Annotated in this window: 24 protein-coding genes; 10 read left to right on the plus strand and 14 right to left on the minus strand. The window is 54.1% G+C overall.

Annotation, left to right across the window (positions count from 1 at the left end):
- Window positions 1-33: 33 nt before the first annotated feature.
- From Abin_RS00300 to Abin_RS00310, 3 genes are all read left to right on the plus strand, one after another.
- Window positions 34-663 (plus strand): hypothetical protein, encoded by a 630-nt coding sequence (locus Abin_RS00300; RefSeq protein ID WP_052948136.1) that lies wholly within the window; start codon window positions 34-36, stop codon window positions 661-663.
- Window positions 664-880: 217 nt separating this feature from the next.
- The gene (gene dinB, locus Abin_RS00305; protein WP_048844380.1) at window positions 881-1,966 is read left to right on the plus strand and encodes a DNA polymerase IV; all 1,086 of its coding nucleotides are present in this window, start codon (window positions 881-883) and stop codon (window positions 1,964-1,966) included.
- Between the two features lie 261 nt (window positions 1,967-2,227).
- Window positions 2,228-3,715: an amino acid permease gene (locus Abin_RS00310; RefSeq protein WP_048844381.1), complete on the plus strand. Its 1,488-nt coding sequence runs from the start codon at window positions 2,228-2,230 to the stop codon at window positions 3,713-3,715.
- A gap of 126 nt (window positions 3,716-3,841) precedes the next feature.
- Here the strand turns inward: Abin_RS00310 and Abin_RS00315 are convergent, their stop codons facing one another.
- Complete coding sequence (locus Abin_RS00315) at window positions 3,842-4,315, minus strand: hypothetical protein (protein WP_048844382.1); 474 nt, start codon at window positions 4,313-4,315, stop codon at window positions 3,842-3,844.
- 379 nt (window positions 4,316-4,694) lie between these two features.
- On the opposite strand from Abin_RS00315, the gene Abin_RS00320 reads away from it, so the two are divergent.
- Window positions 4,695-6,245 (plus strand): CgeB family protein, encoded by a 1,551-nt coding sequence (locus Abin_RS00320; protein ID WP_048844383.1) that lies wholly within the window; start codon window positions 4,695-4,697, stop codon window positions 6,243-6,245.
- Window positions 6,242-7,024, plus strand: coding sequence for a glycosyltransferase family 2 protein (locus Abin_RS00325; RefSeq protein WP_048844384.1), 783 nt, complete (start codon window positions 6,242-6,244; stop codon window positions 7,022-7,024). Before Abin_RS00320 ends, Abin_RS00325 begins: the two co-directional genes overlap by 4 nt.
- Window positions 7,025-7,257: 233 nt before the next feature.
- Here the strand turns inward: Abin_RS00325 and Abin_RS00330 are convergent, their stop codons facing one another.
- From Abin_RS00330 to Abin_RS00340, 3 genes are all read right to left on the minus strand, one after another.
- Window positions 7,258-10,047, minus strand: a complete 2,790-nt coding sequence (locus Abin_RS00330) for a M16 family metallopeptidase (protein WP_048844385.1) — start codon at window positions 10,045-10,047, stop codon at window positions 7,258-7,260.
- A gap of 52 nt (window positions 10,048-10,099) precedes the next feature.
- On the minus strand, window positions 10,100-10,759 hold the full coding sequence (locus tag Abin_RS00335) for a 2OG-Fe(II) oxygenase family protein (RefSeq protein ID WP_048844386.1): 660 nt from the start codon (window positions 10,757-10,759) through the stop codon (window positions 10,100-10,102).
- 145 nt (window positions 10,760-10,904) lie between these two features.
- Complete coding sequence (locus Abin_RS00340; RefSeq protein ID WP_048844387.1) at window positions 10,905-12,863, minus strand: AsmA family protein; 1,959 nt, start codon at window positions 12,861-12,863, stop codon at window positions 10,905-10,907.
- A gap of 26 nt (window positions 12,864-12,889) precedes the next feature.
- Here Abin_RS00340 and Abin_RS00345 point away from each other — a divergent pair, with 26 nt between their 5' ends.
- Complete coding sequence (locus tag Abin_RS00345; RefSeq protein ID WP_146867655.1) at window positions 12,890-13,087, plus strand: hypothetical protein; 198 nt, start codon at window positions 12,890-12,892, stop codon at window positions 13,085-13,087.
- 12 nt (window positions 13,088-13,099) lie between these two features.
- Window positions 13,100-14,188: an AI-2E family transporter gene (locus tag Abin_RS00350; RefSeq protein ID WP_048844388.1), complete on the plus strand. Its 1,089-nt coding sequence runs from the start codon at window positions 13,100-13,102 to the stop codon at window positions 14,186-14,188.
- Here the strand turns inward: Abin_RS00350 and uvrB are convergent.
- From uvrB to Abin_RS00365, 3 genes are all read right to left on the minus strand, one after another.
- Window positions 14,185-16,452: an excinuclease ABC subunit UvrB gene (gene uvrB / locus Abin_RS00355; protein WP_048844389.1), complete on the minus strand. Its 2,268-nt coding sequence runs from the start codon at window positions 16,450-16,452 to the stop codon at window positions 14,185-14,187. The two genes, Abin_RS00350 and uvrB, sit on opposite strands and share 4 nt — an antisense overlap.
- Window positions 16,453-16,524: 72 nt before the next feature.
- A complete protein-coding gene (locus tag Abin_RS00360; protein ID WP_048844459.1) occupies window positions 16,525-16,971 on the minus strand; it encodes a hypothetical protein in 447 nt (148 codons plus the stop codon).
- A 128-nt stretch (window positions 16,972-17,099) separates the two neighbouring features.
- On the minus strand, window positions 17,100-18,083 hold the full coding sequence (locus Abin_RS00365) for an aldo/keto reductase (protein WP_048844390.1): 984 nt from the start codon (window positions 18,081-18,083) through the stop codon (window positions 17,100-17,102).
- Between the two features lie 214 nt (window positions 18,084-18,297).
- On the opposite strand from Abin_RS00365, the gene Abin_RS00370 reads away from it, so the two are divergent.
- Window positions 18,298-18,753: an NUDIX hydrolase gene (locus tag Abin_RS00370; RefSeq protein WP_052948137.1), complete on the plus strand. Its 456-nt coding sequence runs from the start codon at window positions 18,298-18,300 to the stop codon at window positions 18,751-18,753.
- 96 nt (window positions 18,754-18,849) lie between these two features.
- On the opposite strand, the gene Abin_RS00375 is transcribed toward Abin_RS00370, so the two are convergent.
- From Abin_RS00375 to Abin_RS00405, 7 genes are all read right to left on the minus strand, one after another.
- Complete coding sequence (locus tag Abin_RS00375; RefSeq protein ID WP_174766856.1) at window positions 18,850-19,365, minus strand: disulfide bond formation protein B; 516 nt, start codon at window positions 19,363-19,365, stop codon at window positions 18,850-18,852.
- Window positions 19,362-20,711 (minus strand): alpha,alpha-trehalose-phosphate synthase (UDP-forming), encoded by a 1,350-nt coding sequence (locus Abin_RS00380; RefSeq protein WP_048844391.1) that lies wholly within the window; start codon window positions 20,709-20,711, stop codon window positions 19,362-19,364. The genes Abin_RS00375 and Abin_RS00380 overlap by 4 nt, the downstream gene beginning before the upstream one ends.
- A gap of 2 nt (window positions 20,712-20,713) precedes the next feature.
- On the minus strand, window positions 20,714-21,472 hold the full coding sequence (gene otsB, locus Abin_RS00385) for a trehalose-phosphatase (protein WP_048844462.1): 759 nt from the start codon (window positions 21,470-21,472) through the stop codon (window positions 20,714-20,716).
- A 161-nt stretch (window positions 21,473-21,633) separates the two neighbouring features.
- Window positions 21,634-22,245: a DUF2155 domain-containing protein gene (locus tag Abin_RS00390; RefSeq protein ID WP_255319321.1), complete on the minus strand. Its 612-nt coding sequence runs from the start codon at window positions 22,243-22,245 to the stop codon at window positions 21,634-21,636.
- On the minus strand, window positions 22,242-22,460 hold the full coding sequence (locus tag Abin_RS00395) for a hypothetical protein (protein ID WP_048844392.1): 219 nt from the start codon (window positions 22,458-22,460) through the stop codon (window positions 22,242-22,244). The genes Abin_RS00390 and Abin_RS00395 overlap by 4 nt, the downstream gene beginning before the upstream one ends.
- A complete protein-coding gene (gene mlaD / locus Abin_RS00400) occupies window positions 22,460-23,008 on the minus strand; it encodes an outer membrane lipid asymmetry maintenance protein MlaD (protein ID WP_048844393.1) in 549 nt (182 codons plus the stop codon). The genes Abin_RS00395 and mlaD overlap by 1 nt, the downstream gene beginning before the upstream one ends.
- 55 nt (window positions 23,009-23,063) lie before the next feature.
- Window positions 23,064-23,432, minus strand: coding sequence for an NADH:ubiquinone oxidoreductase subunit NDUFA12 (locus tag Abin_RS00405; protein ID WP_048844464.1), 369 nt, complete (start codon window positions 23,430-23,432; stop codon window positions 23,064-23,066).
- A 181-nt stretch (window positions 23,433-23,613) separates the two neighbouring features.
- Here Abin_RS00405 and Abin_RS00410 point away from each other — a divergent pair, with 181 nt between their 5' ends.
- Window positions 23,614-25,176, plus strand: a complete 1,563-nt coding sequence (locus Abin_RS00410; protein ID WP_048844465.1) for a TSCPD domain-containing protein — start codon at window positions 23,614-23,616, stop codon at window positions 25,174-25,176.
- A gap of 66 nt (window positions 25,177-25,242) precedes the next feature.
- Window positions 25,243-25,707 carry a RidA family protein gene (locus tag Abin_RS00415; RefSeq protein WP_048844394.1) on the plus strand — a complete coding sequence of 155 codons (465 nt, stop codon included), beginning with the start codon at window positions 25,243-25,245 and terminating at the stop codon, window positions 25,705-25,707.
- Window positions 25,708-25,722: the final 15 nt, after the last annotated feature.

The raw sequence follows: 25,722 nt of genomic DNA on the forward strand, positions 1-25,722 counted from the left end.
GGATGAGGGCATTTCACCCCCTCAGGATGCGCCATGACACGTTCACCTGTTTATCTGACAGATCTTGCCTGCAGCGAACGGCTGACAATCTGGACCATTCGCCGCCTTGCCGGTGAAGCGTCATCTGCACCGCAATCAGCCTGCGGACGGCAGATCGGCATGTTTCTACCCTGCTTCCGGGAGGAATTTATGGCCGTGGCCGAAGCCTTCCATGACGCCGTGACGCGTATGGCAGCCCTTGAAATACCGTCGCTTGATATCCGCTCGGGCAGTGCGTTGGCCATTACCGCCACTGAATATAATCTGCTGCTGGCCACAGAAGCCGCACAGAATGAGCGTGATGCCGAAGTACAGTCGCTGCTTAAACCTTTGTTACCGTTTCCCGCTCTGCTGGCAGGGTTGACCTCTGCCATTACCACGCTTGGCGCCTGTCTGGCTGGTGCCGGATACTGGCTTTCACACCATGCATCCAAAGCACTGGCCCGGCGTCCATCCTATGAAATGGTTCCTGTCTATGTGCGCCCACGGGCCACAACGGCAGCAGCCCTTTCTGTCGCCCGGTGGCGTGATTTCAATATGGACACCACCCATGTCAGCTGGCCAATAGGGTCCACTCATCACGACACCACATCTTCCCTCTCACCCTCTCCGCTGACGCACTAAAAACAAGAACAACACCTCGTTCTGACAAAGACTCACAGCCTCAACTCTTCTATTCCTTCTAATTCTCCCGTTATCCCGTGGTGGAACCGGGTGCCTTTCTTCTAACCGGAGAAGCAAGGGCACCCGGTTCTGCTGCATCTGGCACAGCCAATCAGGCTTGCTGTGCCATGTTCCTGTTGTGTTCCTAAAAACAGCAGCCTGTGATAACCTGTGCGGTATGAGCCAGCCTGTGCGCCGTATTATTCACATTGATATGGATGCGTTCTATGCCTCCGTCGAACAGAGGGACAACCCGGCGTTAAAAGGGCACCCGGTTGCTGTCGGCCGCAGTCAGGAGCGGGGAGTCGTTGCTGCTGCCAGTTATGAAGCCCGGACTTTCGGCGTTCGGTCTGCCATGCCATCGGTCGTGGCCCGCAGAAAATGCCCGCATCTGATTTTCGTGCCGCCCCGCTTTGACGTTTACCGAGCCGTTTCCGCACAGATACACGCCATTTTTGCCCGCTATACGCCCCTTATCCAGCCGCTTTCACTTGATGAAGCGTATCTGGATGTCACAAATCCCCTGCTTCCTCGCCCGTCAGCTACCGCCATCGCGCAGGAAATTCGGGCCGCCATCAAGGAAGAGACTGGCCTGACCGCATCTGCGGGCATTTCTTACAACAAATTTCTGGCTAAATTAGCGTCTGACTACCGCAAACCAGACGGCCAGTTTGTCATCCCTCCCGGTGCTGGCGAGGCTTTTGTGGCAGAATTGCCCGTGGGCACATTTCATGGAATTGGGCCTGCGACCGCCGCCCGCATGAATGCACTGGGCATCCATACCGGCGCAGACTTACGCCGACAGCCACTTCCCCTATTAATCCGCCACTTTGGCAAAGCTGCGCCGTTCTACCACGGTATTGCGCGGGGTGAAGATTTGCGCCCTGTGGAGGTCAACCGTCCACGTAAATCCATTGGGAAAGAAACCACCTTCCAGAACGATCTGCATCACACACCCGAACTGCATAACGCGCTGGGCCTGCTGGCTGACAGCGTCTGGATGGCGTGTACCAAACGGCATCTTTCTGGCCGAACGGTCACTTTGAAACTTCGCTATTCTGACTTTACACAATTAACGCGCAGTAAATCTTTTACAGACCCCGTGCAAAACCGGGGCCAGTTGGAAGAAACGGCGGTGCTTATGCTCTCCCCGCTGCTCCCACTGGTGCGCGGGGTGCGGCTGCTTGGCATTACGGTTTCATCTCTCGATGCACCCAATGCCGCAGCGCAGGAGACCCAATTATCCCTGTTAGCGGGGCTTTGAAACGCTTTCGCCCACGCAGGCTCACAGGCTGTTCCCTTGTCTGATCTTTCCGTTTGGGATTAAAACGCCTGTTTTTCGGGGGAAATAATCACAAAAGGGTATTTTCTTATCAGACACACCATTCAGGATGTTACGGTTCAATTTCATTTCTTAATGAAAACAATAAAGCCTGATACATTCTCCTTCTGACACCAGCCAGTCTCCACGCGTTGGGCCTTCCTTCTTGGCCGCCAGCCCCTCCTTTCACAGCAAGGACGCATAATGCCCGCATCTGCTCACCCGTCTTCCACCCCACAGACCACCCCCTCCCTGACGGCTGAGGGGTATCATAGGGGGCTGGGAAAACGGCAGATGCAGATGATCTCCATTGGAGGAGCCATCGGCACGGGGTTGTTCCTCGGGGCCGGGTCCCGCCTTCAGCAGGTGGGGCCTTCTCTGGCGCTGGTCTATCTTGTGTGCGGCATTTTTGCGTTTCTGATGCTGCGGGCCATGGGCGAACTGGTAATGTACCGCCCAAGCAGCGGTAGTTTTGTCTCCTACGCGCAGGAATTTCTCGGCCCCAAAGCGTCCTACACCGTCGGTGCGCTGGCGTTTCTGAACTGGGCGATGACCGGTATTGGCGATATTACGGCTGTCGCGCTGTATATGCAGTTCTGGGGAACATTTGCTGCTGTTCCACAATGGGTCTTTGCCTTGATGGCGCTTATCCTGATCACGACCATGAACATGATTGGGGTCCGCTGGTTTGGCGAAATGGAATTCTGGTTCGCACTTGTCAAAGTCGGTGCGCTTGTCAGTTTTCTGGTGATTGGCTCGATTGTTCTGGGGCTGCGGGTACCCGTAGCCGGACATTCCACCGGCCTGCATCTGATTACAGATAATGGCGGCCTGTTCCCCCATGGCCTGTTACCCGCACTTGTTCTGGTACAAGGCGTCATTTTTGCCTATGCGGGGATTGAACTGGTCGGCACGGCCGCAGGTGAGTGTGAGGATGTCAAAACCATCCTGCCCAAGGCCATCAGTAATGTTATCTGGCGTATTGCGCTGTTCTATGTGGGCACGGTTACCCTGCTGGTTCTGCTGCTGCCATGGAACGCTTACCATGCGGGCACCAGCCCTTTTGTTACGTTTTTCTCCAGCCTGGGCGTGCCCGGCATGGACAGCATCATGAATATTGTGGTGCTGACAGCAGCGCTCTCCAGCCTTAATTCCGGTTTGTATTCTACGGGGCGCGTTTTAAGGGCTCTGGCGCTTGATGGGTCTGCCCCGCGTTATCTGACGCACATGAACTCAAAAGCCATTCCTTCGGCCGCTATTCTGACGACGGTCGCAATTTATATGGTTGGCGTTGTACTGAACTACTTTCTGCCCGCCCAGATTTTCGAGATTGTCCTGAATGTTGCGGCTATCGGCATTCTGGGGACATGGGCATTCATTGTGCTGTGCCAGATCAAACTGCGTCAGGCCATTAAACGCGGCATCATTCCCGCCACGTCATTTCCCATGCCAGGTGCGCCTTTTACGTCATGGCTGACGCTTGCCTTCTTTGCTGGGGTTGGGGTTCTGATGGCGTTTGATTACCCCAACGGCACATGGAGCATCTGCTCCATTCCTGTCATAACACTCTTGCTTATCATCGGATGGAAAACATTCCGGCATACACCAGACCACCCAGCCGTTCCGGTGCCACAAACAGTCGCATCTATCGCGCTGACGGAAGACCTTATTGAGAAAATAAAGAAAAAATAGAAAACACTTTTTCTAAAAAAATACCCATGAAATGATTTCATGGGTATTTTGCCATTTTTATTTTTTCAAATCGATATTTGAGGTGACTGTATTTTTATACTGCACAGTCACCCTTATCAGGCAAAATTAACGGAGTGGACGCTTTTCATGAAAGCCGAAGCAAACGTAATGCATGAAAGCCCCGAACGGGAAGGCTGCAATATCAGGATTTGCCTGAACATAAGCCTGCGCATCAAAGAACGCGTTAGGGTTACGACCTTCCTGCAAACCATGCGTCAGGAAATGCTCCAGCGGTTCGATGCCCGCATCGCGCACATCCGGGTAGGTTGCCAGATACCATAGACCATCGAAGAAAACCGCAGCTTCAGCCGCCTTAGCAGAATGAGCCGGGGGAGAAGCGACTGCTTCGTCAGCAAAAAGATCGGCATCATCAAGCAGACCGGTAAAAGAAACATCCAGTTCCTCTACCTCTTCAGGCTCAACTTCAGCCTTACGCACCTTCTTTACCACTCCGGCGCGGCGGGTTGGCTTAGGGGCTTCCACTTTCTGTTTGGGGCCACGACGTGCGACCGTTTTATCTTTACTAACGCGTGCAATCATTATTCCACTCACCGTGTTTCTAAATGCCTCTAGAACGCTTAATAAATTAAGGCCGTTGTTGTCCAGAGTATCTAAGCCGTATTCGTGCATTTTCTTTGTAAAAAATTGCGCGGCTCAAACATGATAACTAAGAAAAAGTTTATTTTAGATGTAAATAGTCATTCGGAAATTTTCTTAATAGTTTAATTTTATTCAAAAAATAAGTTTCTTTGAAAGCAGAAATGTTACCTAATTTTTACAAAAATAGACACAAGCTAGTTTTATAATTTATTACAACACCGGAAAGAAAGAAAAACAATATATCTTTTTATCCATATTTTAGGCACCCTACCGCCATGGCATATACCGACTTGACCGTAGCCGCTCAACAGGAAGCATCATGGCATCACTGACGTCCTGGAACAAAAAAGATATCAAGACAATTATCGACTCAGAGCAGTTTGATGTTGACTACTATCTCTCTTCCTACCCTGATGTAAAAAATGCAGGCATTAATCCTATTATTCATTACGTCGTTTATGGCTGCAAAGAGCATAAACAACCAAACGATACATTTAATACAGATATCTATCTGAACCTTTTTGGCTCTGTTATTCAGCCAGAAGAAAACCCTTTCGCCCATTACATAAGAAATAATGAAAATATCTATTTTTTTGAAAAAGGACTTTTGCAGGAATATTCTCACGAATTTCTGACAAAATGCCTGAACCGTTTTAAGGGCTATGCCCTTTTTGACCCTGACTATTATCAGGATTCAAACAAGAAAGTGTCTTTTACCGGCATTTCTGCAACGCGACATGCCCTCTTATACGGTATTGGTGAAGGGAGAGAGGTTCTATCGCCGCGCCGCATTGCCCAGTATCTAGGAAATGAATGTAAAAAAGAACTCTTCTATAAACCGACAAAACAGAAAAAAGCTTTTAGCGCTCCAAAATCTATTGGCGTTTTTTATCATTCAGACGGTAACTCGTTCATTCAGGAACTTGCCGAGCTGCTACACGCCTACCTGACTGACAGCGGCTTCACCGCCACGCTCATGACCGAGCAAACACCCCTCAGCCAGAAGCCTGATCTGTGTATTTTTTGTGCGCCCCATGAGTTTTTCTTTCTTGCCGGAACGGAGGAGTGGAGGCAGGAAAACATCATTGAACAATCCATCATGTTCAATACGGAACAGCCGCAGACCTTATGGTTCACCCGTGGGCTAATCTACATTCTTATGTCTGCCGGGGTGATGGATTTGTGTCACCAGAATTTGCAGGCATTTACAGATATTGGCCTGAACACATTTCATTTTGATCCATTAGTAAAAATCGAAAAAACGCGCCTGAAACAAGCCGATAAAAATCATCCCTTTTTCCGCGTTCTACCAGAAGCGGCTCAAAGCGGATCTTCGCCGCTAAAAAACTTTAGCAACAGAAGTATTGATATCAGTTTCTTTGGCAATACATCCTTAAAGCGTGAGAAGTTTTTTTCGCGTAACGCTGGCTTTCTTTCTGATTACGAGTGCTTTCTGTATTATCGCAAAATAGATGGCCCACTCCCATCTAGCGGCGCTTACGATATTCTCAGCCGTCTTCCACGATACGTGGCGGAAAACTCAAAAATTCTTTTGAACATTCATAGAGACGACAACTGCTTTTTTGAATGGCATCGTATCGTTCGGCAAGGCATGGCAGCAGGCGCGGTGGTTATAACCGAAGAATGCTTCCCACACCCCCTTTATAAAGATGGGGAGCATTATCTGACGGAAAGCCCACGTCATATGCCAAACCTGATCGAATGGCTGTTCCACACGGAAGACGGGGTGCAAGAGGCTGCCAGAATTCAGCGAAACTGCTTCACCATTCTGACTAACAAAACACTACTGAAAGCCAAACATCTGGATTTACAGAACTATATTTCTTCTGTGTGGAGCACCGTTCAATGAGCATCATGAAACCGTGGGATCCAAAAGCAGAAACTGTTTTTTTACATAAGAAAAAAGCAAAGGTTTCCCCTCATCTTATCAGCATTTGTCTGACCAATTATAATTATGGGTCTTTTATTGAAGAATGCCTGGATTCTCTCTTCGCTCAAACGCATGATCCGCTTGATCTGGTGATCGTGGATGATGCGTCAACTGCCCCTGATACAATCGAAATCATTACGGATTGGCTAGAAAAGAATAAAAACAGGTTTTACCGGGCCACATTATTGGTGAACCCCCATAATCAAGGGCCGTCCTTTTCCAGAAATGTTGCTTTTGACTACGCCATGGGCAAATCCGTCTTCATTATGGACGCTGATAACGCCCTGTATCCCACAGCCCTTGAAAAAACCTACGATGCTTTAACGCGAGGTAACTTCCCCGCGGTATACACACAGATTGAAGAATTTGGTGAGCGTAACGGTATTGGGCGTGCCGACATGTGGGACACCACGCTCATGCGAAAAAACAATTATATTGATGTCATGGCGCTTATTCGCAAAGACGTCTGGCAACAGGTTGGGGGATTTTCCCATATTGAAGAAGGGTGGGAAGATTATGATTTCTGGCTGAAGTTTATTGATGCAGGGCTTGAACCCGGTTATCTACCCCAGATTTTATGCCGTTACAGAGTGCATAATGCGTCCCGCACAACGCTTGAGGCACTAGCAGCGCATGAACAATTAGAACTGATTATGGCGTTTCGGCATCCCGTACCAAACAACGGGACAGACCTGTAAATCATTCAGTTTCTAATCGAGTTTCAAAAAATTTCATGGTGGCTAACGAGAAAGAATAGCTTAATAAAGTCGTTCTTTCTCGTTTAAGGTAGAAATATAATTTATTAGACCTGCCACTGCCGGAAAATCATGATAAGGTATTCTTCATATCAGAACGCCCCCTAGAAATTTTCCAATCAGTTTTTATACCCCAATAAAAAACCCGCCCTATCAGAGGGGCGGGTTTTTGCGTTTCACCAGTTTGGCGTGGGGCCTTTTACAATCTGTGCCAGATCATCCGGTCTTACCCACTTCTTAAAGGCAGCCTGCACATCTGCACCGGATGCCTTGTAATAAGCCTCGGCCGCCTTGTCCGTATCATCTAATGGCAGATCAAGGTTGATCAGGCTCAGATACTCCCCTGCAATAGCCCTCAGGCTGGCACGACGGAGCGGCAGGCTCCGCAGGAGAGAAGCCTTGGCCAGAGACAGTTCATCCTCTGTTGGTGGAGCAGACTGCATGGTGCGCAAATCCTGCACGGCGGCAAGGCGCGCCTTACCAACTTTGTCAGGGTCTGCCCCGTAATCAAGTGCATAGCTTCCACGGGTGCGGCTCCAGTTAAAGCTGCTGCCCACCGTATAAACGTACCCCGTTTTCACCCGCAGATCACGATACAGGCGGGAGGAGAACAGGCCGCCGCCCAAGACTTCGTTCCCTAAGCGCAGCATGTAACGATCAGGATCTGACACCTGAAGTCCAATGGTTTCGGTCAGAACGACTTCATCCTGCACGCTGCTTTTATCAGGCACATTTGCCCGTGATGCTTTGCTCAACGGCACTTTTGGCAAGTTCAGGTCGGGTTTTGGGCCTTCAGCTTTCCAGTCACCAAATGCTTTTTCCACCACTGCACGTGCTTTTTCAGGGGTGATGTCGCCTGTGACCACAATGGTGGTCAGATCAGGCCGCCAGGCTGTCTGGTAATAATGCAGCACATCATCCCGCGTCACGCTCATGATGGAGACTGGCGTTGCCTCACGCAATGCGGGGTCTTTTGCTGGTAAAATGGCGGTTTGAATTGCTTTACCAAACAAGTGGCCGGGCGACATCAATGTACCGGCCTGTGCTTGTGCCAACTGCATCCGCACAACCTGAAACGCTTTATCTGGAAAAGCCGGATGCAATTCATTTTCTGCCAGAAGTGCGACACCTTTTTCAAAATCAGGTGTCAGCACTTGAAGTGAAAAATTACCGCCAGCATCTTCCCATGCAGGAATATCATCCAGTGCCTTCTGGAAGGCCAGACGATCATGCGTTGTCGTGCCGTAGGAGAACAGGGATTCGGTTATATCCTCGACCCCTTCTTTCCCTGCCGGTTCCTGCAAGGCCGCTTGCTGACGCACTTCACCCGTCAGCTGCACCGTATGACTGACGTGCGATGGCCAGACAATCAGCTTGATACCATTAGGCAGAACGCTGACATCGGGAAGCGGGGTGGCCGTTGGTTTTTCAAGCTGTGCCAGCGCTTTTTCAGCCCAGTCAGGCAGTTTTACTGGCTTGTCTGGTGTTGACGCAAAGGATTCTGCACCGCCGAAGCCTTTGCCTGCAACGGGCTTGCCTGAACTTTCTGGCGTCAGCACTGCCGTAACGGCATGCGCCGGGTCAAGCAGAGACGCGGCAAGTTTGTTGACGGCTTCAGGGGTGACTGCCTGATAAGCGGCAACAACATCCCCCGGAGACTCCAGATTTTGGAAGGCCAGCGCGTTGGACCAGATAGCAGCCAGACCACTCACAGAGTTAGCGGAAAACTGGAGCTGCGCTACTTCACGGCGTTTTGCCGCTTCAACCAGATCAGCCGGGACGCCTTCTTTGCGGATTTTTTCAAGAACACCGCGTAAATCAGCCATTGTTTTTGAAGAATCAGCCCCTTTGGGGAAAGCGGCCAAGGCTAGCCCAAACCCGGCTTCCTTTTTAGGGGCATATTCAAACCCCGCAAACAGGGCTTTTCCTTGCGGCACCAGATCATACAATGCGCCACGCTGGCTGCCCAACACATCAGACAGAATATCAGCCGTTGCAAAATCCTGTGCTGTGCGGCCGGGCATTGGGAAGGCCAGTGTGGCAAACCCTACGGGGTAATCGGTCGGTAGCGTAATGGTGTGCGCTGTAGGGGCAACAGGGGTTACTTTATGGCGTTCTGGCAGAGTTTTACGCGGAATATTCCCGAATGCCTCTTTCACCTGATCAAGCGTGGTGACCGGGTTTATATCGCCGGTAATAATCAGAATAGCATTGTTGGGCGCATACCATTTTTCATAAAAACCACGGAGCAGCGCGGCATTCGTTTTTTCAAAAGACGGGCGCGTGCCCAGCGCGTCTTTTTCATACGGTGTTCCGGCAAACAGAATGGACTGCAACTGTTCAAGATAGCGATAAGCCGGGCTGGACAGATCGCGTGAGACCTCCTGCTCAATCGCGCCGCGCTCCTTGCTCCAGTCCGCATCAGACAGGGTCAGGCCATTCATGCGCAGGGCTTCGATTTTCAGCAAAACGGGCAAATCGCGTGCCTGCGCCGTATAAAAATACTGGGTTACGTCTTCAGTCGTATCCGCATTATAGCTGCCGCCCAGACGGGACCCGATTGCAGCTAACTGGTCTTTATCCAGCCCCTTGCTTCCGCGGAACATCATATGTTCAAGCGCATGCGCGGTGCCGGGAAACCCAGCCGGGGCCTCGGCTGACCCCACAAGATAGTTGATTTCTGTTGTGACCACAGGCGCAAGCCTGTTCGGCACAATTACAACACGCAGCCCATTGGGCAATGTGGCCCGCACAACCTGTGCACTGCTAAGGGCGGCTGGTACCAATGCTGACGGCATGGAAGGGCCAGACGGCTGTGGCGCAGTTTGCTGCGCATACACAGGAACAGACAGCGCTGTGCCAGCCAGCAGCCCAGCCCCCAGAAGAAGACCGGACAGACGATTTTTCGCCCCAGTTCTTGAGGAATGGCTCTGCTGATGAGGCGCGGAGGAAGCGTGAACCGTCATTCTGTTACCTTGTTTCTGCGCAGCGTTTGAAAGAAAGGGCAAACCGGGGCGTTCAGCCCCCAAAACCTGGAATAGCCAGTTTCTTGGCTACAGCGGACAACTGATGCCGACGCAATTCAGACCGTGCGCGGGCATCTTCCGTCATATAATTCAACTGAATGGTATAACGCTGCCCCACAAACTGGCGGTGACCATGCCATGTGGTGGGACCGTTGGGGAAAATCAGCAATGTGCCGTCAACCGGCGGCACTTCCTTGGCGTAATCTTCAATATCATGCGGACCACGCAGTAGGCGCAGGCAGCCTTCCTGCTTTTCCCACGTCTCGCCCGCCGGGTTCAGATACAGCAGAATGGTAACGCGCTTTGCCAGCGAGTCCGTATGAATCCGACCATCTTTTTCCCGCGTGCGGCCACGGATTGTCAGCATGGATGGTGCATGGTCAAGATCAAGACCCAGCTTATCCGCTATCATCTGCCGCAGCTTTGGGCCTTCCATGGCATCAACCAGAGACTGCACCAAAGGCGACAGCGTCAGAGATGCGGGAGGGAAAGACCCGCCTGCCTGAATATCCGGCATGGCGGCAAACAGTCTGGGCAGATCATCCTTCCGAATGAAATTCGGCACCAGAACATGCGGAAAAGGATCGGTGCTGACTGGCGCGGCAGCCAACGCCGCATAGTCTGGCTGCACTGTAGTCTCTGACGTGGTCATGCGTTTCGTCCAGATAGGAACTTGTCGTCGTCATGACCACGGTAGAAGGGAAGTGCAGCCGGAACAAGACTCTGGGCAGCTCTGTTCCTCATTCACAACAAATAATGGCAGACACCCTCCGTCATTTACGCCCTGATTTTTGCCTTTATGGCGCAATGGCCCTGTAGCAGGCATTGCGCTGGGCAAACTGCTTCACACCGGCAGGCAGCGTATTCAACCGTTCACTTTGCGCCAGCATGGCGCGGCCATCGGCTGACCATTTGGCAAGGCTGATACTGGGGTTACTGAAGCTGCCACTGACCCTGACCGGAATATCCAGCGCGAAACGGCCTGTTGTTTTTCCCTGCGTGCTAAAAATCAGATCAAACCAGCGGCGGTTCAGGTCAAAACGGGCATTGGCGGATAATGTGCCATCTGCTGTCTTGATCCGCATGGGCAATGCCTGCCCTACCCCACCATGCGAACTGACAACGCCCAGCAGGCATGACACGTCAGTAGCGCCTTTGGGTTTGTTAAACAGCATGCTGATATCGGCTGATGCCGCCTGAATAATCTTTTTGTCCAACGCACCGCTGGTCATGGCCACAGCGGCAGCAATATCAGCTTTCTGCACTGCTGCGTTCAGGGTGTGCTGAGTTGCACTGGCCGTCATTTGCATATCAACCTGCCCCAGCAAAGGGACGGGTTTGAATCCCAATGCCCGACGAAACCTGTCAATATCAACTTTGGCCAGGGCCACGTCGCCCTGTACACGGGCATTCCCTTTCTCCGCCGCGGCAATTTTACCCGACGCCTTTAGCGTAGCCCCCAGATAAGCCAGGGACAGATTTCTGACCGCCATAAGCCCCGGTGTAACGGATGCTGACAAACTGGCGTCTGAGAAATGGTAGACGTTATAGGTCACCCCTTTAGCCGACAGCTTGGCGTCAATCAGCGGGTCGGGGTTGCTGCTGACATCCAGCACCATATCTGCGCCTGAGGGGTTGGATGCACCATCCTTACCCAGAAAGCTGTTCACATTCAGTTGGTCAAAAGCCACATCCGCTTTGACCTGATCCGGCTTGCCGCGCTCCCCTTCCATCAGGGATGCCTGCGTAATTGTCATGCTGTTGTTTTTTACAACGCCCTTGCCTTGGGTCACGGCCCAGAAATTACCGGCGTGGGTAAACTGGCCTTCCATATGCAGCGGGATATCCTGCGGCAGATCCATCCCGGCAATCGTCATTAACGGATGCGATGTTGGCGTTTCTGCTGTCACTGCGCCAGACAGGCCATCCGCATTCAGCGGGTCGGTTGCGGTACCATCAAACGTGAATTTGAAATCCCCTGACTGCCCCTTCACCACCATGCCGTAAGGTTTATGCGTCTGCCGCAGCGCGTCAAATGGCTGAAGCGTGGCGTCAAGCTGCACAGGTTGGCCGTTATAAGCCCCGTCCACCGTAAAGGACACCGGGGAACTGGCGTCCTTTGTGTTCAGCGTAATCGTGTTCAGGGTTGATCGGAACTCTGACCCATGTGCAGTGCGGTACGTAACATCACTGTTGTGCATCTGCACATCCAGCACCGTGGGGTAGCTGCTGCGGTCATCCGGGACAACCTGATCAGGCGATGTAATATCTGCTGCGGGCTCGTGCGGTTTGGCGGATGCCTCCCCCGGTATATCCTTGGTTTTGAAGCGCCAGTTGGGGTGGCGGTCTGGTGTACGCTCTACCAGAACATGAATGTCGCTACCCGTCACATGGCGCACAAGCATGGGACCATGCAGAAGTGTAGAAAGTTTGATTTCGACACTCAGATGACCCACATCGACCATATCCGGTTTGCTACCGCCTGGAATATTGGCAACTTTTACCCCGCCAAGATCCAGCTTCAGCCAACGGCCGGGTGTCACAGACAGGCTTTCAACAGATACGTCGCGGCCCAGCATGGCTGTCGCCCGCCGCCCCACAAACGGGCCAAAATTAACATGGCTGACTGTCATCCACCCCACAACAACTGATGCAGCCGCAACACCACAAACACCAGCACCCCCACACAGAAGCCAGAATCGCAGTGGCCGCTTGGCGGATTTTGCGGAAGATACGGTTTCAGGCTGCTGTGTCATGCTGTCTCTTTTCCAAACATTGCGCGATGATGATCCACCTTGCCCGGCATGACACACGCGCCATTTCTAACCCCACACGGGTTACAGAACTCCCACCCATCAGGCAACGGGTGAGAGACCGCATGATGGAGCATGGATCTGCCATCTGCGCCCACCACACAGCCGCTCTCTTCTGCAAGGCGTGTTGCCGTGATACGCAGCTTGTCTTTACCCTTTTTCCTTAAACTGGCTGGCGCATGACACCATCCCCTTCTACAGCCCGAGAATCCCGCGCTGTTTTATCCGCCATGATGGCGGGTGTGATGATTCTGTTTTCCCTGTGGGTGGTACGGCCTTTTCTGCCCGCCACCATCTGGGCCGTGACCATAGGCATAACCACATGGCCCCTGCTGCTGCGTATTCAAAAACTGCTGTGGGGCAGCCGGGGGCTGGCCGTTTCTGTCACAACCCTGATTGCTTTGATCGTGTTTGTCTTGCCCTTCTGGCTGGCGACAACCACGGTCATGACCCATTCGGCTGACCTGATGCAGTTTGGTGAAACCGTCATGAAGTTTCGCCTGCCAGCAGAACCCGACTGGCTGGCCCACCTGCCGCTGGTTGGCCCAAAACTGACATCCCTGTGGCAGAGATTTGAAAATACCCGTGTGCCACAGCTGGTTGACAACATGGTGCCAGACACAGGGCACATTATCCGCTGGGTACTGAATTATCTTGGCGGTTTCAGCATGCTGGCCCTTCAGTTTTTACTCACGCTTATCATCATGGCCGTGCTGCACATGAAGGGAGAAGCAGCATCTGCACTCGTGCTGGATTTCGGAAATGCTTTGGCCGGACAGCGCGGCAAGGACATGGTTATGCTGGCAGGCCGCACCATTCGCGGGGTTGCTGTGGGTGTAACGGTAACCGCACTGGTTGAAACCGCAGTGGGCGGATTGGGCATGAAAGTTACCGGTGTTCCGTGGGCCAGTGTTCTGATTGCCATTACGTTTATTGCCTGCCTGCTTCAGGCCGGACCGGGTGTGACACTTATCCCCGCAGTTTTATGGATGTATATTTTCCAAAGCCCGCTCAACGCCACTATTCTGTTAGCCGTTACCATTTTGACAATCGTGATTGATAACGTGCTGCGCCCTTATCTGATCAGAAAGCAGGCCAACGTACCGCTTATTCTGATCATGCTGGGCGTGATTGGTGGCCTGTCGGCATTCGGGCTTGTCGGTATTTTTGTTGGGCCCGTTATTCTTTCCGTCACCTATACGCTGGTGAAAAGCTGGCTGGCGGAGGCCCGGGCAGCCTCCCCCACCACGGCCTCTGCCAAGCCCTAACTCCGACTACGGCCACGGCCTTTTTTGGGTTTTGGGTCGTAACCACCCCCACCCGGCCCCAGCGGCCGGGGCACCTGATCCTGTTTTTTGCGCCGACCGCCTGATTTCTGCCCTGCGGTCGATATCGGGGCCGGTGGGGGTTCTAGCCCCAGTTGCACGGCTTCCAGCCGTTTGATTTCATCACGCAGTCGGGCCGCAGTTTCAAATTCAAGGTTGGCTGCGGCTTCCCGCATACGCTTTTCAAGACCGCTGATAGCCGCATCCAGATCCTGACCCACAAATTCTGTCACGCCTGTGTCTTCATCCGGCGCGATGGTCACGTAATCCTGTTCAAAGACGGACGAGACAATGGTGCTGATATTTTTACGTACGCTTTGTGGCGTAATGCCGTGGGCTTCGTTCCACGCCATCTGCTTTTCCCTGCGGCGGGCTGTTTCTTCAATGGCATAGCGCAGGGAGTCTGTCATTTTATCAGCATAAAGCAGCACGCGGCCTTCGACGTTACGGGCGGCACGCCCAATGGTCTGAATCAGCGACGTGCGAGACCGCAAAAACCCTTCCTTATCGGCATCCAGAATAGCCACCAGTGAACATTCCGGAATATCCAATCCCTCACGCAGAAGATTGATGCCAATCAGCACGTCAAACGCGCCCACGCGCAGGTCACGGATAATTTCAATCCGCTCTAGCGTATCCACATCGGAATGCAGATACCGCACGCGAATACCGGCTTCATTCAGATAATCGGTCAGATCTTCCGCCATGCGTTTGGTCAGCGTTGTCACCAGAACGCGGCCACCCTTGGCTATGGTCAGACGGCATTCGGCCAGCAGATCATCCACCTGATGCTCGACCGGGCGAATATCAGTCACCGGATCAATCAGGCCGGTGGGGCGGATCACCTGTTCGGCAAACACGCCCTCGGTCCGTTCCATTTCCCACGGTCCGGGGGTCGCGCTGACAAAAACGGTCTGGGGGCGAAACTTATCCCATTCCGCAAAATTAAGCGGCCTGTTGTCCAGACAGGAGGGCAACCGGAACCCGAATTCAGCCAATGTCGACTTACGGGCATTATCGCCCCGTTCCATGCCGCCAATCTGTGGCACCGTCACATGGCTTTCATCCACAATCAGCAGCGCGTCTTCTGGCAGATATTCAAACAATGTGGGCGGCGGGTCACCCGGCGCACGCCCGGACAGATAACGGGAGTAATTTTCAATCCCTTTGCACACACCAGTTGTTTCCAGCATTTCCAGATCAAACGTGGTGCGTTGGTCAAGGCGTTCGGCTTCCAGCAATTTGCCCTGCTGGGTAAAGCGGTCAAGCTGTTCGCGCAGTTCCTGCTTGATCCCTTTTATGGCCTGATTCAGCGTTGGCCGTGGCGTGACGTAATGGCTGTTGGCGTAAATGGTTACTTCCTGCAAATCAGCCGTTTTTTCGCCTGTTAGCGGGTCAAATTCAATAATACCGTCAATTTCATCGCCAAACAGGGAAATACGCCAGGCTCTATCTTCGTTCTGCACGGGAAACACATCTATGGTTTCCCCGCGCACACGGAACGTGCCACGGGCAAAGGCGGCATCGTTCCGGCGGTATTGCAGTTCAACCAGACCACGCACCAGCCGGTCACGGTCAATTTCACCGCCCAATTCCAGCTTCACCACCATGCGGGAATAGGTTTCAACCGAGCCAATACCGTAAATGCAGGACACAGACGCCACAATAATCACATCGTTGCGTTCCAGCAGCGCCTGCGTTGCCGCATGGCGCATCCGGTCAATCTGTTCGTTAATCTGGCTGTCTTTTTCAATATAGGTATCAGACCGGGGCACATAGGCTTCTGGCTGATAGTAGTCATAGTAACTGACAAAATATTCCACAGCATTATGAGGGAAAAACTGCTTCATTTCCCCATAAAGCTGGGCAGCCAATGTTTTGTTGGGGGCCAGAATAAGTGTCGGTTTCTGTGTGGCCTCAATCATTTTGGCCATGGTAAAGGTTTTACCCGACCCCGTGACCCCCAGCAGCACCTGATCCCGTTCGTTTGCCTCTACCCCCTGCACAAGTTCCTTGATGGCCTGTGGCTGATCCCCGGCGGGTTCATAGTCTGAAACCACTTCCATCCGTTTCAGCTTGGGGCGCGCCGCCTGCTTTTCGGGCTTGAACAGCACAGGCGGCAAAGCCGCTGCTTTTTCACTTAGGGAGGACCGTTTGGTTCCCCGCGCAGCAGACGTGGCGGAGCGGGATGCGGAGTGTGTGGCCATGCTGTGCAAGATGGGGCACAGTACAGCAGCCTGCAAGAGGACAGAGAGTGTTATACCGCTGAAAAGCAGCTTTTATTGCATATGAAACAACAGGCGCGACAACGGGGTGTGTGACAACACAATCACAATCATCCCCACCACAATGGCAATACGCCCACCATAGAAGGCATACGCCCGTGACACGTCATCACGGCTCGCCATATCCATGAAACGATCAATACCAACAAAGCCGTTTGCGGCACGCTGTGTCCGGTGCCGCGTCAGTTCATCATCCGACAAACCGGCGTCAGCAAACAGGGTGGCCGCATAGGTATCCAGATCATCCTTGCGATAGTGACTGATGCCACCTTGTCTAACAGATGCCGGACCTTCCCGCAGAAAAAACAGAATTTGCAATCGTTTTTCAGAAATACCAAGATAGTCTGCTGCCTGCCGTCTGGTAAGAATCTGCTGCCGTGGAAACTGAAAAACGGTTCCCGGCTCGCCTGACAGATCAACAAGGGGTTGCGGCTCTTTCATGGTGTGCCAGCTTGCGAAAAAGGCCGCAGCAGAGTCAACGGAAAAGCCCGGTCTGCTGCCCTGCGGGCACAACAAGGCTGCGGCACACACCCAAAAAGGGAGCCATAAAGCTCCCTTCTGGTCATCAGTCAGTCACGCGCAGGGGGCGCCATGAATTCAGGCCCCACAGGGTCTGTGATGTCACGGGTCAGAATGGCATCTATGGCTTTCATATCTGCGTCATCCAGCGTCCAGCCAAATGCGTCATCCACCCCGCTGATCTGCTCGGGCTTTCTGGCCCCCCACAGGGCGATAGTAGGCCCACGGTCCAACACCCAGCGAATAGCCAGTGCCAGCATGCTTTTACCGTGCTTGTCCGCAATGGCTTTCAGGTCCTCAACGGCCTGAAGATACTGCCCGAAACGCGGCTGCTGAAATTTGGGGTCACTGTTTCGCAGATCATCCCCGCCAAATTTACGGTCTGCCGTCATGCGGCCAGACAGTAACCCCCGGCATAAAGGCCCATAAGCCAGCACAACAAGATTATTCTGCACGGCATAGGGCAGAACATCTTTTTCAATCTCGCGCTCAAACAGGTTGTAAGGCGGCTGAATTGTCGCCAGCGGGGCAAACTTCCGAAACTCCTCCATCTGTGCGGTGGAGAAGTTACTGACACCCAGAGCTCCCACCTTACCGGCTTTGACCAGTTTTTCGAGGGCGCGTGCCGTATCTTCAATCGGTGTTTTCGGGTCAGGCCAATGAACCTGATACAGGTCAATATGGTCGGTGCGTAGCCGACGCAGTGAATCCTCTATTTCCTGCTCAATTCGGGCGGGGCGACTGTCACGGAACACTTTTCCGTCCTGCCAGTTCAGCGCCACCTTTGTTGCCAGAATAACGCGCCCGCGTTTGCCTTCAAGCGCTCGGCCAATGATTTCTTCTGAATGGCCAAACCCGTAAACCGGAGCGGTATCAATAACATTAATGCCCAGATCAAGGGCTTTATCAATCGTTCTTGCCGCGTTTTCGTCATCGGGGCCACCCCACATTGACCCGCCAATGGCCCATGTGCCCAGCGCAATACGTGAAGCCGGTTTGGCAATGCCGGGGATGGTAAGCATATCTGCTGTCATTCCTCGAGGTCTCCTTCCTGACGATGAACCAAAACAAAACAGGCTGCACCATACAAACATGCCACAGCCATTCTATCAAATTTAAGAAATACAGCCGTCACAGGTTGCATTGGAAAGGCGGGATGCTGCCATTCCCGCATATGGAAACAGATACCAGACTTAAAAACCCTCGAACACTTGACCGTAATCAGAAAATCGCTGCATTTTTTAAGGTATGACACAGCCTACATCCTTCATGCCCCGCGTTGGCGTTCTGGCCGCCGTTCAGCACGGGTCTGACTTTCTGCTTGTTCAACGCGCCAATGCCCCGGATGCAGGGTTATGGGGTTTTCCCGGCGGGCGGGTCGAAGCTGGCGAAACACTTTTTCAGGCCGCCGAGCGAGAACTGACTGAAGAAACCGGAATATGTGCCACGGCGTGTAGCGTTGTTGATGTGTTCGACAGCCTTCACCACACACCCGAAGGCACTTTGGCCTTTCACTATGTGATTATTGTTGTGCGCTGCACGATAGATAACAATACACCCTGCCCACCCCCGATTGCAGGGGATGACGCCGCTGATGCCCGCTGGTTTTCTTACGCGGATATTCAGGAACTCGGCGCACGGTCGAGCTCCCGCCTGGCTGGTCTCACAACACTCATGATGAAAAAAGCTGACAGTCCTTCATAAAATATTTTGGAAAATAAAATATCTTTCAAAATGTCCTATGAAGCAAAGAGTCAGAAAAGTCTGTCTTCTAACTCTTTGCGATGCTGCCTCTCTAACTTAGTAAAAAATACGACGGGCCGTGTGTGCCACACGATATTTCCAGACACAGAAAGCCACCAGAATACCCGCGGCATATAATCCACCCATCATGCTCATGGAAATAGGCAGATCAGGGATAAGATACGTTGGGGCATCACAAGGTTTGGAGGGCAGAAGCGGCATGGAGGCCAGTCGTTCGGCCATTGTATGACCACTGATGTGCGGCGCATGGCACCCCGGCAAAGGGCTGGGCCACCACTGCCATTCCACCCCAACGTGACAGGCCGCCAACCCGATAGAAGTCAACAGAACCGGGACAGCCAACCAGAGAACCGGCCCACCAGCCGCACCCGGCAAAAGAATATCAACAACGCCAATCAGAATAAGGATGCGCCACGGCCACCGCTCTACCAAGCAGAGTTCGCACGGCATGATGTGCAGAACATGTTCCACCCACCACGCCACAGCAAGCGCCAAAATGCCTGCCAAAGCCAGAAACAGCCCCATTTTCCGATTAACCAGCGCAGCTTTCACGCGCGTTTCACCTTTGCCGCCAACATGCCAATAAAATCACGTGCCCAGCTTCCCGCTGTCACACGCCAGACATCGGGCTGCAAACGGTTCCACCGGTCACACCGCTCAGATTGCGCCATAGTGAGGGCTTTGTGCAAGGCGTCGGCTATTTCATCCGCATCATGTGGGTTGACCAGCAACGCATCTTCCATTTCAGGCGCGGCACCAGCAAAATGCGACAGAATCAGCACGCCGGGGTCTTTACCGTCCTGCGCGGCCACATATTCCTTGGCTACCAGATTCATGCCATCGCGCAGCGGGGTGACAAGGGCCGCATCGGCCAGCCTGTAAAACCCTGCCAGCAATTCACGCGGTACCGGCTTTGTCAGATAACGGATCGGCGTCCAGTCAAAGTCTCCATACATGCCGTTGATACGGCCTGCGGCTTCATCAAGCTCCTCTTTCAGAAGCCGGTATTCTTCGACCTGCCCGCGTGAGACCGGAGTAATCTGAAGATAAACGACCTTGCCCTTATGTTCGGGGTACCGCTTCAAAAAAGCTTCATATCCCTTGAACCGCTCTGGCAGACCTTTGGAATAATCAAGCCGGTCAACACCGATAATAAAGGGTTTGCCGCGCAAACTTTCCTGCAACCGCAGCACTTCTGCATGCTCCAGACCGTCTCTGGCCTGTTCGGCAAAGCTTTCGGGGTCGATACCAATCGGGAAGACCTGTGCGCGTGCTTCTACGCCGCAGACGGAAAACCCGTCGTTCATATTGCGGGCGTCGTCCTCGGTTTGCAGGCCGATCACATCATAGGCGTGCATATTCCGCATCAGTCGCTCCGCACCGGGCAGCGCCTTCATCAAACTCCAGGGCGGGAACGGAATATGCAGGAAAAACCCGATTGGAGACGTAACGCCCAAATCACGCAGCGCCTGCCCCAGCGGGAATAAATGGTAATCATGAATCCAGATCAGATCACCCGGTTGCAGCAGCGGAAGAAGTTTTTCAGCAAAAAGCTGGTTTACATCCAGATAGACCTCGCGGTCGGCGCGGGTATAGCTCATTAAACCTGCGCGATAGTGGCAAAGCGGCCAGAGAATACCGTTGGAGTATTTCTGATAGAAGCCATCAAACTCGCTATGGGTCAGATCAATGGTGGCGTAGGTAACATTGTCCACCTTATCAATACTGACTTCGCGCTCGGCTTTGTCCTCTTCCGGTATTTGCTGGCCAGACCAGCCAAACCACAGACATTGCCCTTCGCTCAGGGCGTCACGTAAGGCAACAGCTAGGCCCCCGGCGGGCTGCTGCCGGTCGCGGGCTGCAGGGACACGGTTGGATACAACAACAAGACGTCCCATTTTCAGCCCTCCGTCCCGATACCAGCCACCAGAGACGCAAGCCATGTCCTGAAAGCCGCCGGCGTTGGGAAATCAGCGGGAATACGCAAGCCAATCCCCCCCAGTCTGACGGCTGTTTTAATGCCGTCTTCATCCGTCACGTCATCCCCCACAAAAACGGGTTTGCGCCCGGCAAAGGGAACCGTTTCCATCAACAGCGAGACCGCATAGCCTTTATCAATGCCGGTTGGCCGAATTTCCCACGCCATTTTTGCAGCCTGAAGATGAAAGGCACCGTCCGCATCACGCATCCAGCTTTCGGCGGCTTCCCGTATGGCGTTTCCCGCTTCCGGCGCGGCACGATAATGCAGCACAAAACCAGCCTGCTTGTGTTCCAGCCGCGTGCCGGGCCATGAGGCAACCAGCGCACGCGCTTCCTCAAGCCAATGAAAGGGAACTGTGGGCAGGGCTGCGCGCTCAATGGGGCCACCAGGGCGGTGTCGCACCGCTATGCCGTGCTCACCCGCAACAGCAAAGGGAATATCGCCCAGAAAATGGTCTATCTGGTCAATGGGGCGACCTGAAATAACAGCTAGCGCATCGCCACAGGCTGCACGCAGGTGCCGTAGGGTATCAGCCAGCCCTTCTGGCACAACCACGGCTTCCGGGCTGGGTGCGATATCAACAAGGGTTCCGTCAAAATCCAGAAGGAAAGCGGCCTGCGCCAGTGACGGAATCTGAGCCTTTTGATGGACTTCACTATCAGAAAGAGTACGGACCACGAGCACCTCGCCTTGCGTTATGCAGGCTGCATCACACCCCATGGCATGTGATGAAAACCTGCTTCCAAACGATGCCGGAGCCGGTAACAGGGGGCAACCACCCTAGGGAACAAGGCAGGCCCTGCATTCCTGAGGATACACCGCACGTCGTGGCTGTATCCTCAGTATTCCCCCCCATATTCAGGGCTGGCTGGTGGTGTGCTTTTACCTGCCGGGGCTGGCCCCTGTGGTGCTGCATCCCCCCCCATACCATCACCACCTGCAGGTGGCGATGGCGGCGCTGCGGGTTGTGTCAGCACAGGCACAGCCGGTGTTGGCAGTGGTGGGGCTGCTGGTGCCACATCATTGCCTTCACACCGCACCATCCGCACATCATAAACCGCACTTTCAAACACGCCCAAACCGGGTTCGGCGGCCAGCATCCAGCCTTTGAATACGGCCCCATCCGGGTGCGTGTCATGCAGTTCCAGCCACCCTGCGGCATCCGGAGATAATGTTTTGGGCCGCTCCAGACAACGGCCCGCTGTAATGTCTAAACTCTTGTAATGCGCTGTCGTTCCAACAGGAATTGCAATCACATCCACATGCGCATCCAACCGGTCGAGCACACGCACAACAGCCGTGCCTTTGCCCTGCCATGTGTTGGCAGGATAAATGGCGGGCGGAGCCAGTGGAGTCCCAACCGCATGAGCAGCCGAAATACCCATGCCACCCATAGCAACCGTCAGAGCGCTGGCAAGTATGGCGATAGACCGCAAACGAACACTTCTCATGCGTCGCGCCCTTGGTGGGGAGAAACAAGACCCGCCACCAGTTCGGCCAGCCGATCACGCATTACCTGTTCGCTCACACCCATCAAGATCGCATCCTCAAACGCATCGCGGAGAACGTCCTGAACTTCCTGCCAGTTTTCTTCCAGCATTTTCAGTTTCTCTACGCAGGAGACAGGCTGACCATCATTCTGTGGCCAGATTATGGGCGTTGCCATCAGGGTAGGTCGCCCTTGCCTGTGTCTGCCGCACCTGCCGGTTTATCCTTGGCGGCATCCTTGTTGGCGCGGGTCAGCGTATCCGTGACTGAGAAAATGAATTTGCTCAGCAACTGTTCCAGACTGATTGAGCCTTGAGTCTGGTTCACGGTGGCATCAGCTTTCAGGTTGCTGTCATCCCCACCCGGAGACAACGCAATATATTTACCACCCAGCAGACTATCGCTGGTGATGATGGCAGCGCTGTCGGTCGGCAGTTTTATATCCGGCCGCACGGTGAAGGTCACTTCAGCTTTGAAGGTTGCAGGGTCAACCCGTTCACTGACCACCTGCCCCACCGTAACACCGGCCAGACGCACGTCGGAACCCACACCCAACCCATCAATATGGGAAAAACTGGCGTGCAGGGGGTACCCGGTGCTGTCAGTCTTGCGGCCTTCCCCCACAATGGCGGCCACAAGCATAAGGGCGAGGGCAATCAGAACCACCACACCCGTGATAAGTTCAAGTGATGTGCGCCGTGAGGTACCTGCTGTTACCAAAGCCATGAATCCTGTGCTCTCTTTTCTCTTCCCCTTCCCTTAGCAGGGAATACGTCAGAGATCACGCATCAGGCGTCCAGGATTCATAATCCCCTGTTGCCTTAGGGCGTTGGCCGGTGCTGTAGGCGCTGCCGGATGGCCTGTAGCTTTGGGCTGTACCCGTCATGTTTGGCTGATAAGGAAGCTGCCATGGCTTGCGCTCTTCCTGCGGAATGGGCGCATCAAGCGTATGGTGCAACCAGCCCCACCATTCTGGCGGCACGGCTGATGGGTCTTCCCCTTTCAGGTAGATCACCCAGCGTTCTGGCCGATCAAGCCCACCGCCCCGACGGGCTGGCCCTGTCGATTCGTAATAGCAGCGCCCTTGTGCATCCTTGCCAATCAGGCGCCCTTTGCGGCGGGTGTACAGTCGTGTTCCGAGATTTGCCATAAGCGGGATGATAAGACCGCACGCGCGGGGTGGTCCACGCCTTTTGACAGGCTTTTCGATCAACTGCGCTCGATTGGAAAAAAGTTATCCCCCATATCCTCGTTATACCGGGGTCTGTATAGTGTTGCAGGGCCTTCAACCGGGTTACATCGCCCCTGGCACGCGGCGTAAAGTAGCCACCATGACAAGAGCCAGACGCCATTGGAACGGTGTGCTCATGAGCACACTCGAAGCCGCAGCAGACCCGGACGCACCCCTCCGCTCCGTCACGCTGCCCGCTGAGTGGGATGCAGACGCAGCCGCTGCGCTGGCCCAACTCATCCCCGGTACAGACGCCATTACCCTGTCCCACGCGACGGCACGGTGGGTGGACGCCCTGACACAGGATGATGCAACAGCACGCTCCCTGACATGGTTGCTGCTGACCCGTCAGGCCGCCCCGACAGAAGCCGTCTGGGCCTGCGCGTTCGACCGCGCACCGGGCTTTGTTGTGAATCTTGCGGCTTTTGTCACACCCGGTGAAGGCTTTGCCGCAGAAACCTTTGTCGCGGCGCTGCGGCTGCTGGCCGGTGTTTTGCGCAATGCTGCAAACACCACGGCAGACCAGCGGAATGGCGAATTACCCCTGCCCGATCTGTTCGCCCCGCAACAGGACACGGTGACGGCTTCTGCCATAACAGGTCAGGAAACGCAGTCGATGCCCCCGCGCATTGCGGGCGATATTCTGCTGACCAATCTGGATGCTTGTCTGGCCGGAGTCGGTCTTGATTATGATAGCGAAGATGGACGGGCGGCAGCCTGCGCCATTGCCACGCTGGCAACCCTGACAGCCCATTCAGGCTGTGGGCCGGAAACCCTGCCCCTGCCGCCTGTGCGTACAGTGCTGCCCGGATTAAGCGAAACGCTGCGCGCCGTCTGGAATGATGCGGCGGTTGAAACAGAAAACCCGCTTGACCTGATTGAAACAGGATTTTCAACTTCCGGCCCAGTGGATGGTCTACTGGGCGTTGAAGCCTGTGGTCTGGCCCCTGTCTTTTCGCTTCTGCGGCCGGATGGGCGTCTGGCCGCAAGCACGCAGCACCGCCTGCACGCGCGTGACTTTACAACAGAAACGGCACTGGCGGCAGCACTGGCGGGCGAAGATGTTCTGCCGCTGCCCGGCTCTACAGCCCATATGGCCATGTACCGGGCGTTGACAGGCTTTATTGACCGCATGCCCGCCCGGCCTGACCCGGCAGCCCAGCCAATGCGCCGCAAACTTGAACGCGGCATGCGGCGTGCGCTACCCCAGCGCCATGGTGGGTTTACACAAAAAACGGCCATTGGCGGCCACCGCCTGTTCCTGCGTACGGGGGAATATGAAGATGGCACATTGGGTGAATTGTCCCTGACCCCAACGCGTGAAAGCGCCATGGTCAAAGGCCTGATGGAAAGCTTTGGCGAGGCCGTCAGCATTGGCCTGCAATATGGCGCACCGCTTGAGGAATATGTGAGCAGCTTTGCCTATTCCTGCTTCGGGCCATCCGGCACGGTAGAGGGCGACCCTGTCGCCACCTATGCGACATCCATGCTGGACTACGCATTCCGGGCACTTTCAGAGGCTTATCTGGATAAAAAGCTGCCTGACGGCCCGCATCAGGACATGCAGGGTGACCCCGACCCGCTTCTGCCGCTTGATTTCCCTGGCGATGAGAGCGACCCTACCCCCCGCAAACGTGGAAGCCTGCGGTTGGTTGTCAGCTAATACAGCCGACTGTGGCTCCCGCCAGATCGGAGCCAGCAGGCCTGTCATCTTGAACGGAGAGTAAACATGAGCACGACCCCCGAAGCCCGTCTTGCCGCGCTGAACATTACCCTGCCAACCCCCGCCGCCCCGGTTGCCAATTACGTTGCCACTGTGCAGACTGGCAACCTGCTGGTTGTGTCCGGTCAGTTGCCGCTGGCTGATGGCAAACTGTTTGCCACCGGTAAGCTGGGAGACGCTGTGTCTGTTGAAACAGCGGTTGAAGCCGCCCGTTACAGCATGATCAACGTCATCGCACAGGTTAAAGCTGCCGTTGGTGACCTAAGCCGTGTGAAACGGGTGGTACGTCTGGGGGGCTTTATTGCCTGCACCCCTGACTTCACCAGCCATGCTGCTGTCATGAACGGCGCGTCTGATCTGGCCGTAGATGTTTTTGGTGATGCTGGCCGCCATGCCCGTTCTACCGTGGGCGTCCCTTCCCTGCCGCTGGATGCGCCGGTTGAAGTGGAAGGGCTGTTTGAAATCGACTGAGTAAAAGGAGTTACA

Source organism: Acetobacter indonesiensis, from assembly GCF_000963945.1.
Classification (GTDB): Bacteria; Pseudomonadota; Alphaproteobacteria; order Acetobacterales; family Acetobacteraceae; genus Acetobacter; species Acetobacter indonesiensis.

Coding starts and splice junctions, on each gene's coding strand:
- Abin_RS00300 (WP_052948136.1), top strand. CDS start 34: ATGACACGTTCACCTGTTTATCTGACAGATCTTGCCTGCAGCGAACGG.
- dinB (WP_048844380.1), top strand. CDS start 881: ATGAGCCAGCCTGTGCGCCGTATTATTCACATTGATATGGATGCGTTC.
- Abin_RS00310 (WP_048844381.1), top strand. CDS start 2,228: ATGCCCGCATCTGCTCACCCGTCTTCCACCCCACAGACCACCCCCTCC.
- Abin_RS00315 (WP_048844382.1), bottom strand. CDS start 4,315: ATGATTGCACGCGTTAGTAAAGATAAAACGGTCGCACGTCGTGGCCCC.
- Abin_RS00320 (WP_048844383.1), top strand. CDS start 4,695: ATGGCATCACTGACGTCCTGGAACAAAAAAGATATCAAGACAATTATC.
- Abin_RS00325 (WP_048844384.1), top strand. CDS start 6,242: ATGAGCATCATGAAACCGTGGGATCCAAAAGCAGAAACTGTTTTTTTA.
- Abin_RS00330 (WP_048844385.1), bottom strand. CDS start 10,047: ATGACGGTTCACGCTTCCTCCGCGCCTCATCAGCAGAGCCATTCCTCA.
- Abin_RS00335 (WP_048844386.1), bottom strand. CDS start 10,759: ATGACCACGTCAGAGACTACAGTGCAGCCAGACTATGCGGCGTTGGCT.
- Abin_RS00340 (WP_048844387.1), bottom strand. CDS start 12,863: ATGACACAGCAGCCTGAAACCGTATCTTCCGCAAAATCCGCCAAGCGG.
- Abin_RS00345 (WP_146867655.1), top strand. CDS start 12,890: ATGATGATCCACCTTGCCCGGCATGACACACGCGCCATTTCTAACCCC.
- Abin_RS00350 (WP_048844388.1), top strand. CDS start 13,100: ATGACACCATCCCCTTCTACAGCCCGAGAATCCCGCGCTGTTTTATCC.
- uvrB (WP_048844389.1), bottom strand. CDS start 16,452: ATGGCCACACACTCCGCATCCCGCTCCGCCACGTCTGCTGCGCGGGGA.
- Abin_RS00360 (WP_048844459.1), bottom strand. CDS start 16,971: ATGAAAGAGCCGCAACCCCTTGTTGATCTGTCAGGCGAGCCGGGAACC.
- Abin_RS00365 (WP_048844390.1), bottom strand. CDS start 18,083: ATGACAGCAGATATGCTTACCATCCCCGGCATTGCCAAACCGGCTTCA.
- Abin_RS00370 (WP_052948137.1), top strand. CDS start 18,298: ATGACACAGCCTACATCCTTCATGCCCCGCGTTGGCGTTCTGGCCGCC.
- Abin_RS00380 (WP_048844391.1), bottom strand. CDS start 20,711: ATGGGACGTCTTGTTGTTGTATCCAACCGTGTCCCTGCAGCCCGCGAC.
- Abin_RS00390 (WP_255319321.1), bottom strand. CDS start 22,245: ATGAGAAGTGTTCGTTTGCGGTCTATCGCCATACTTGCCAGCGCTCTG.
- Abin_RS00395 (WP_048844392.1), bottom strand. CDS start 22,460: ATGGCAACGCCCATAATCTGGCCACAGAATGATGGTCAGCCTGTCTCC.
- mlaD (WP_048844393.1), bottom strand. CDS start 23,008: ATGGCTTTGGTAACAGCAGGTACCTCACGGCGCACATCACTTGAACTT.
- Abin_RS00405 (WP_048844464.1), bottom strand. CDS start 23,432: ATGGCAAATCTCGGAACACGACTGTACACCCGCCGCAAAGGGCGCCTG.
- Abin_RS00410 (WP_048844465.1), top strand. CDS start 23,614: ATGACAAGAGCCAGACGCCATTGGAACGGTGTGCTCATGAGCACACTC.
- Abin_RS00415 (WP_048844394.1), top strand. CDS start 25,243: ATGAGCACGACCCCCGAAGCCCGTCTTGCCGCGCTGAACATTACCCTG.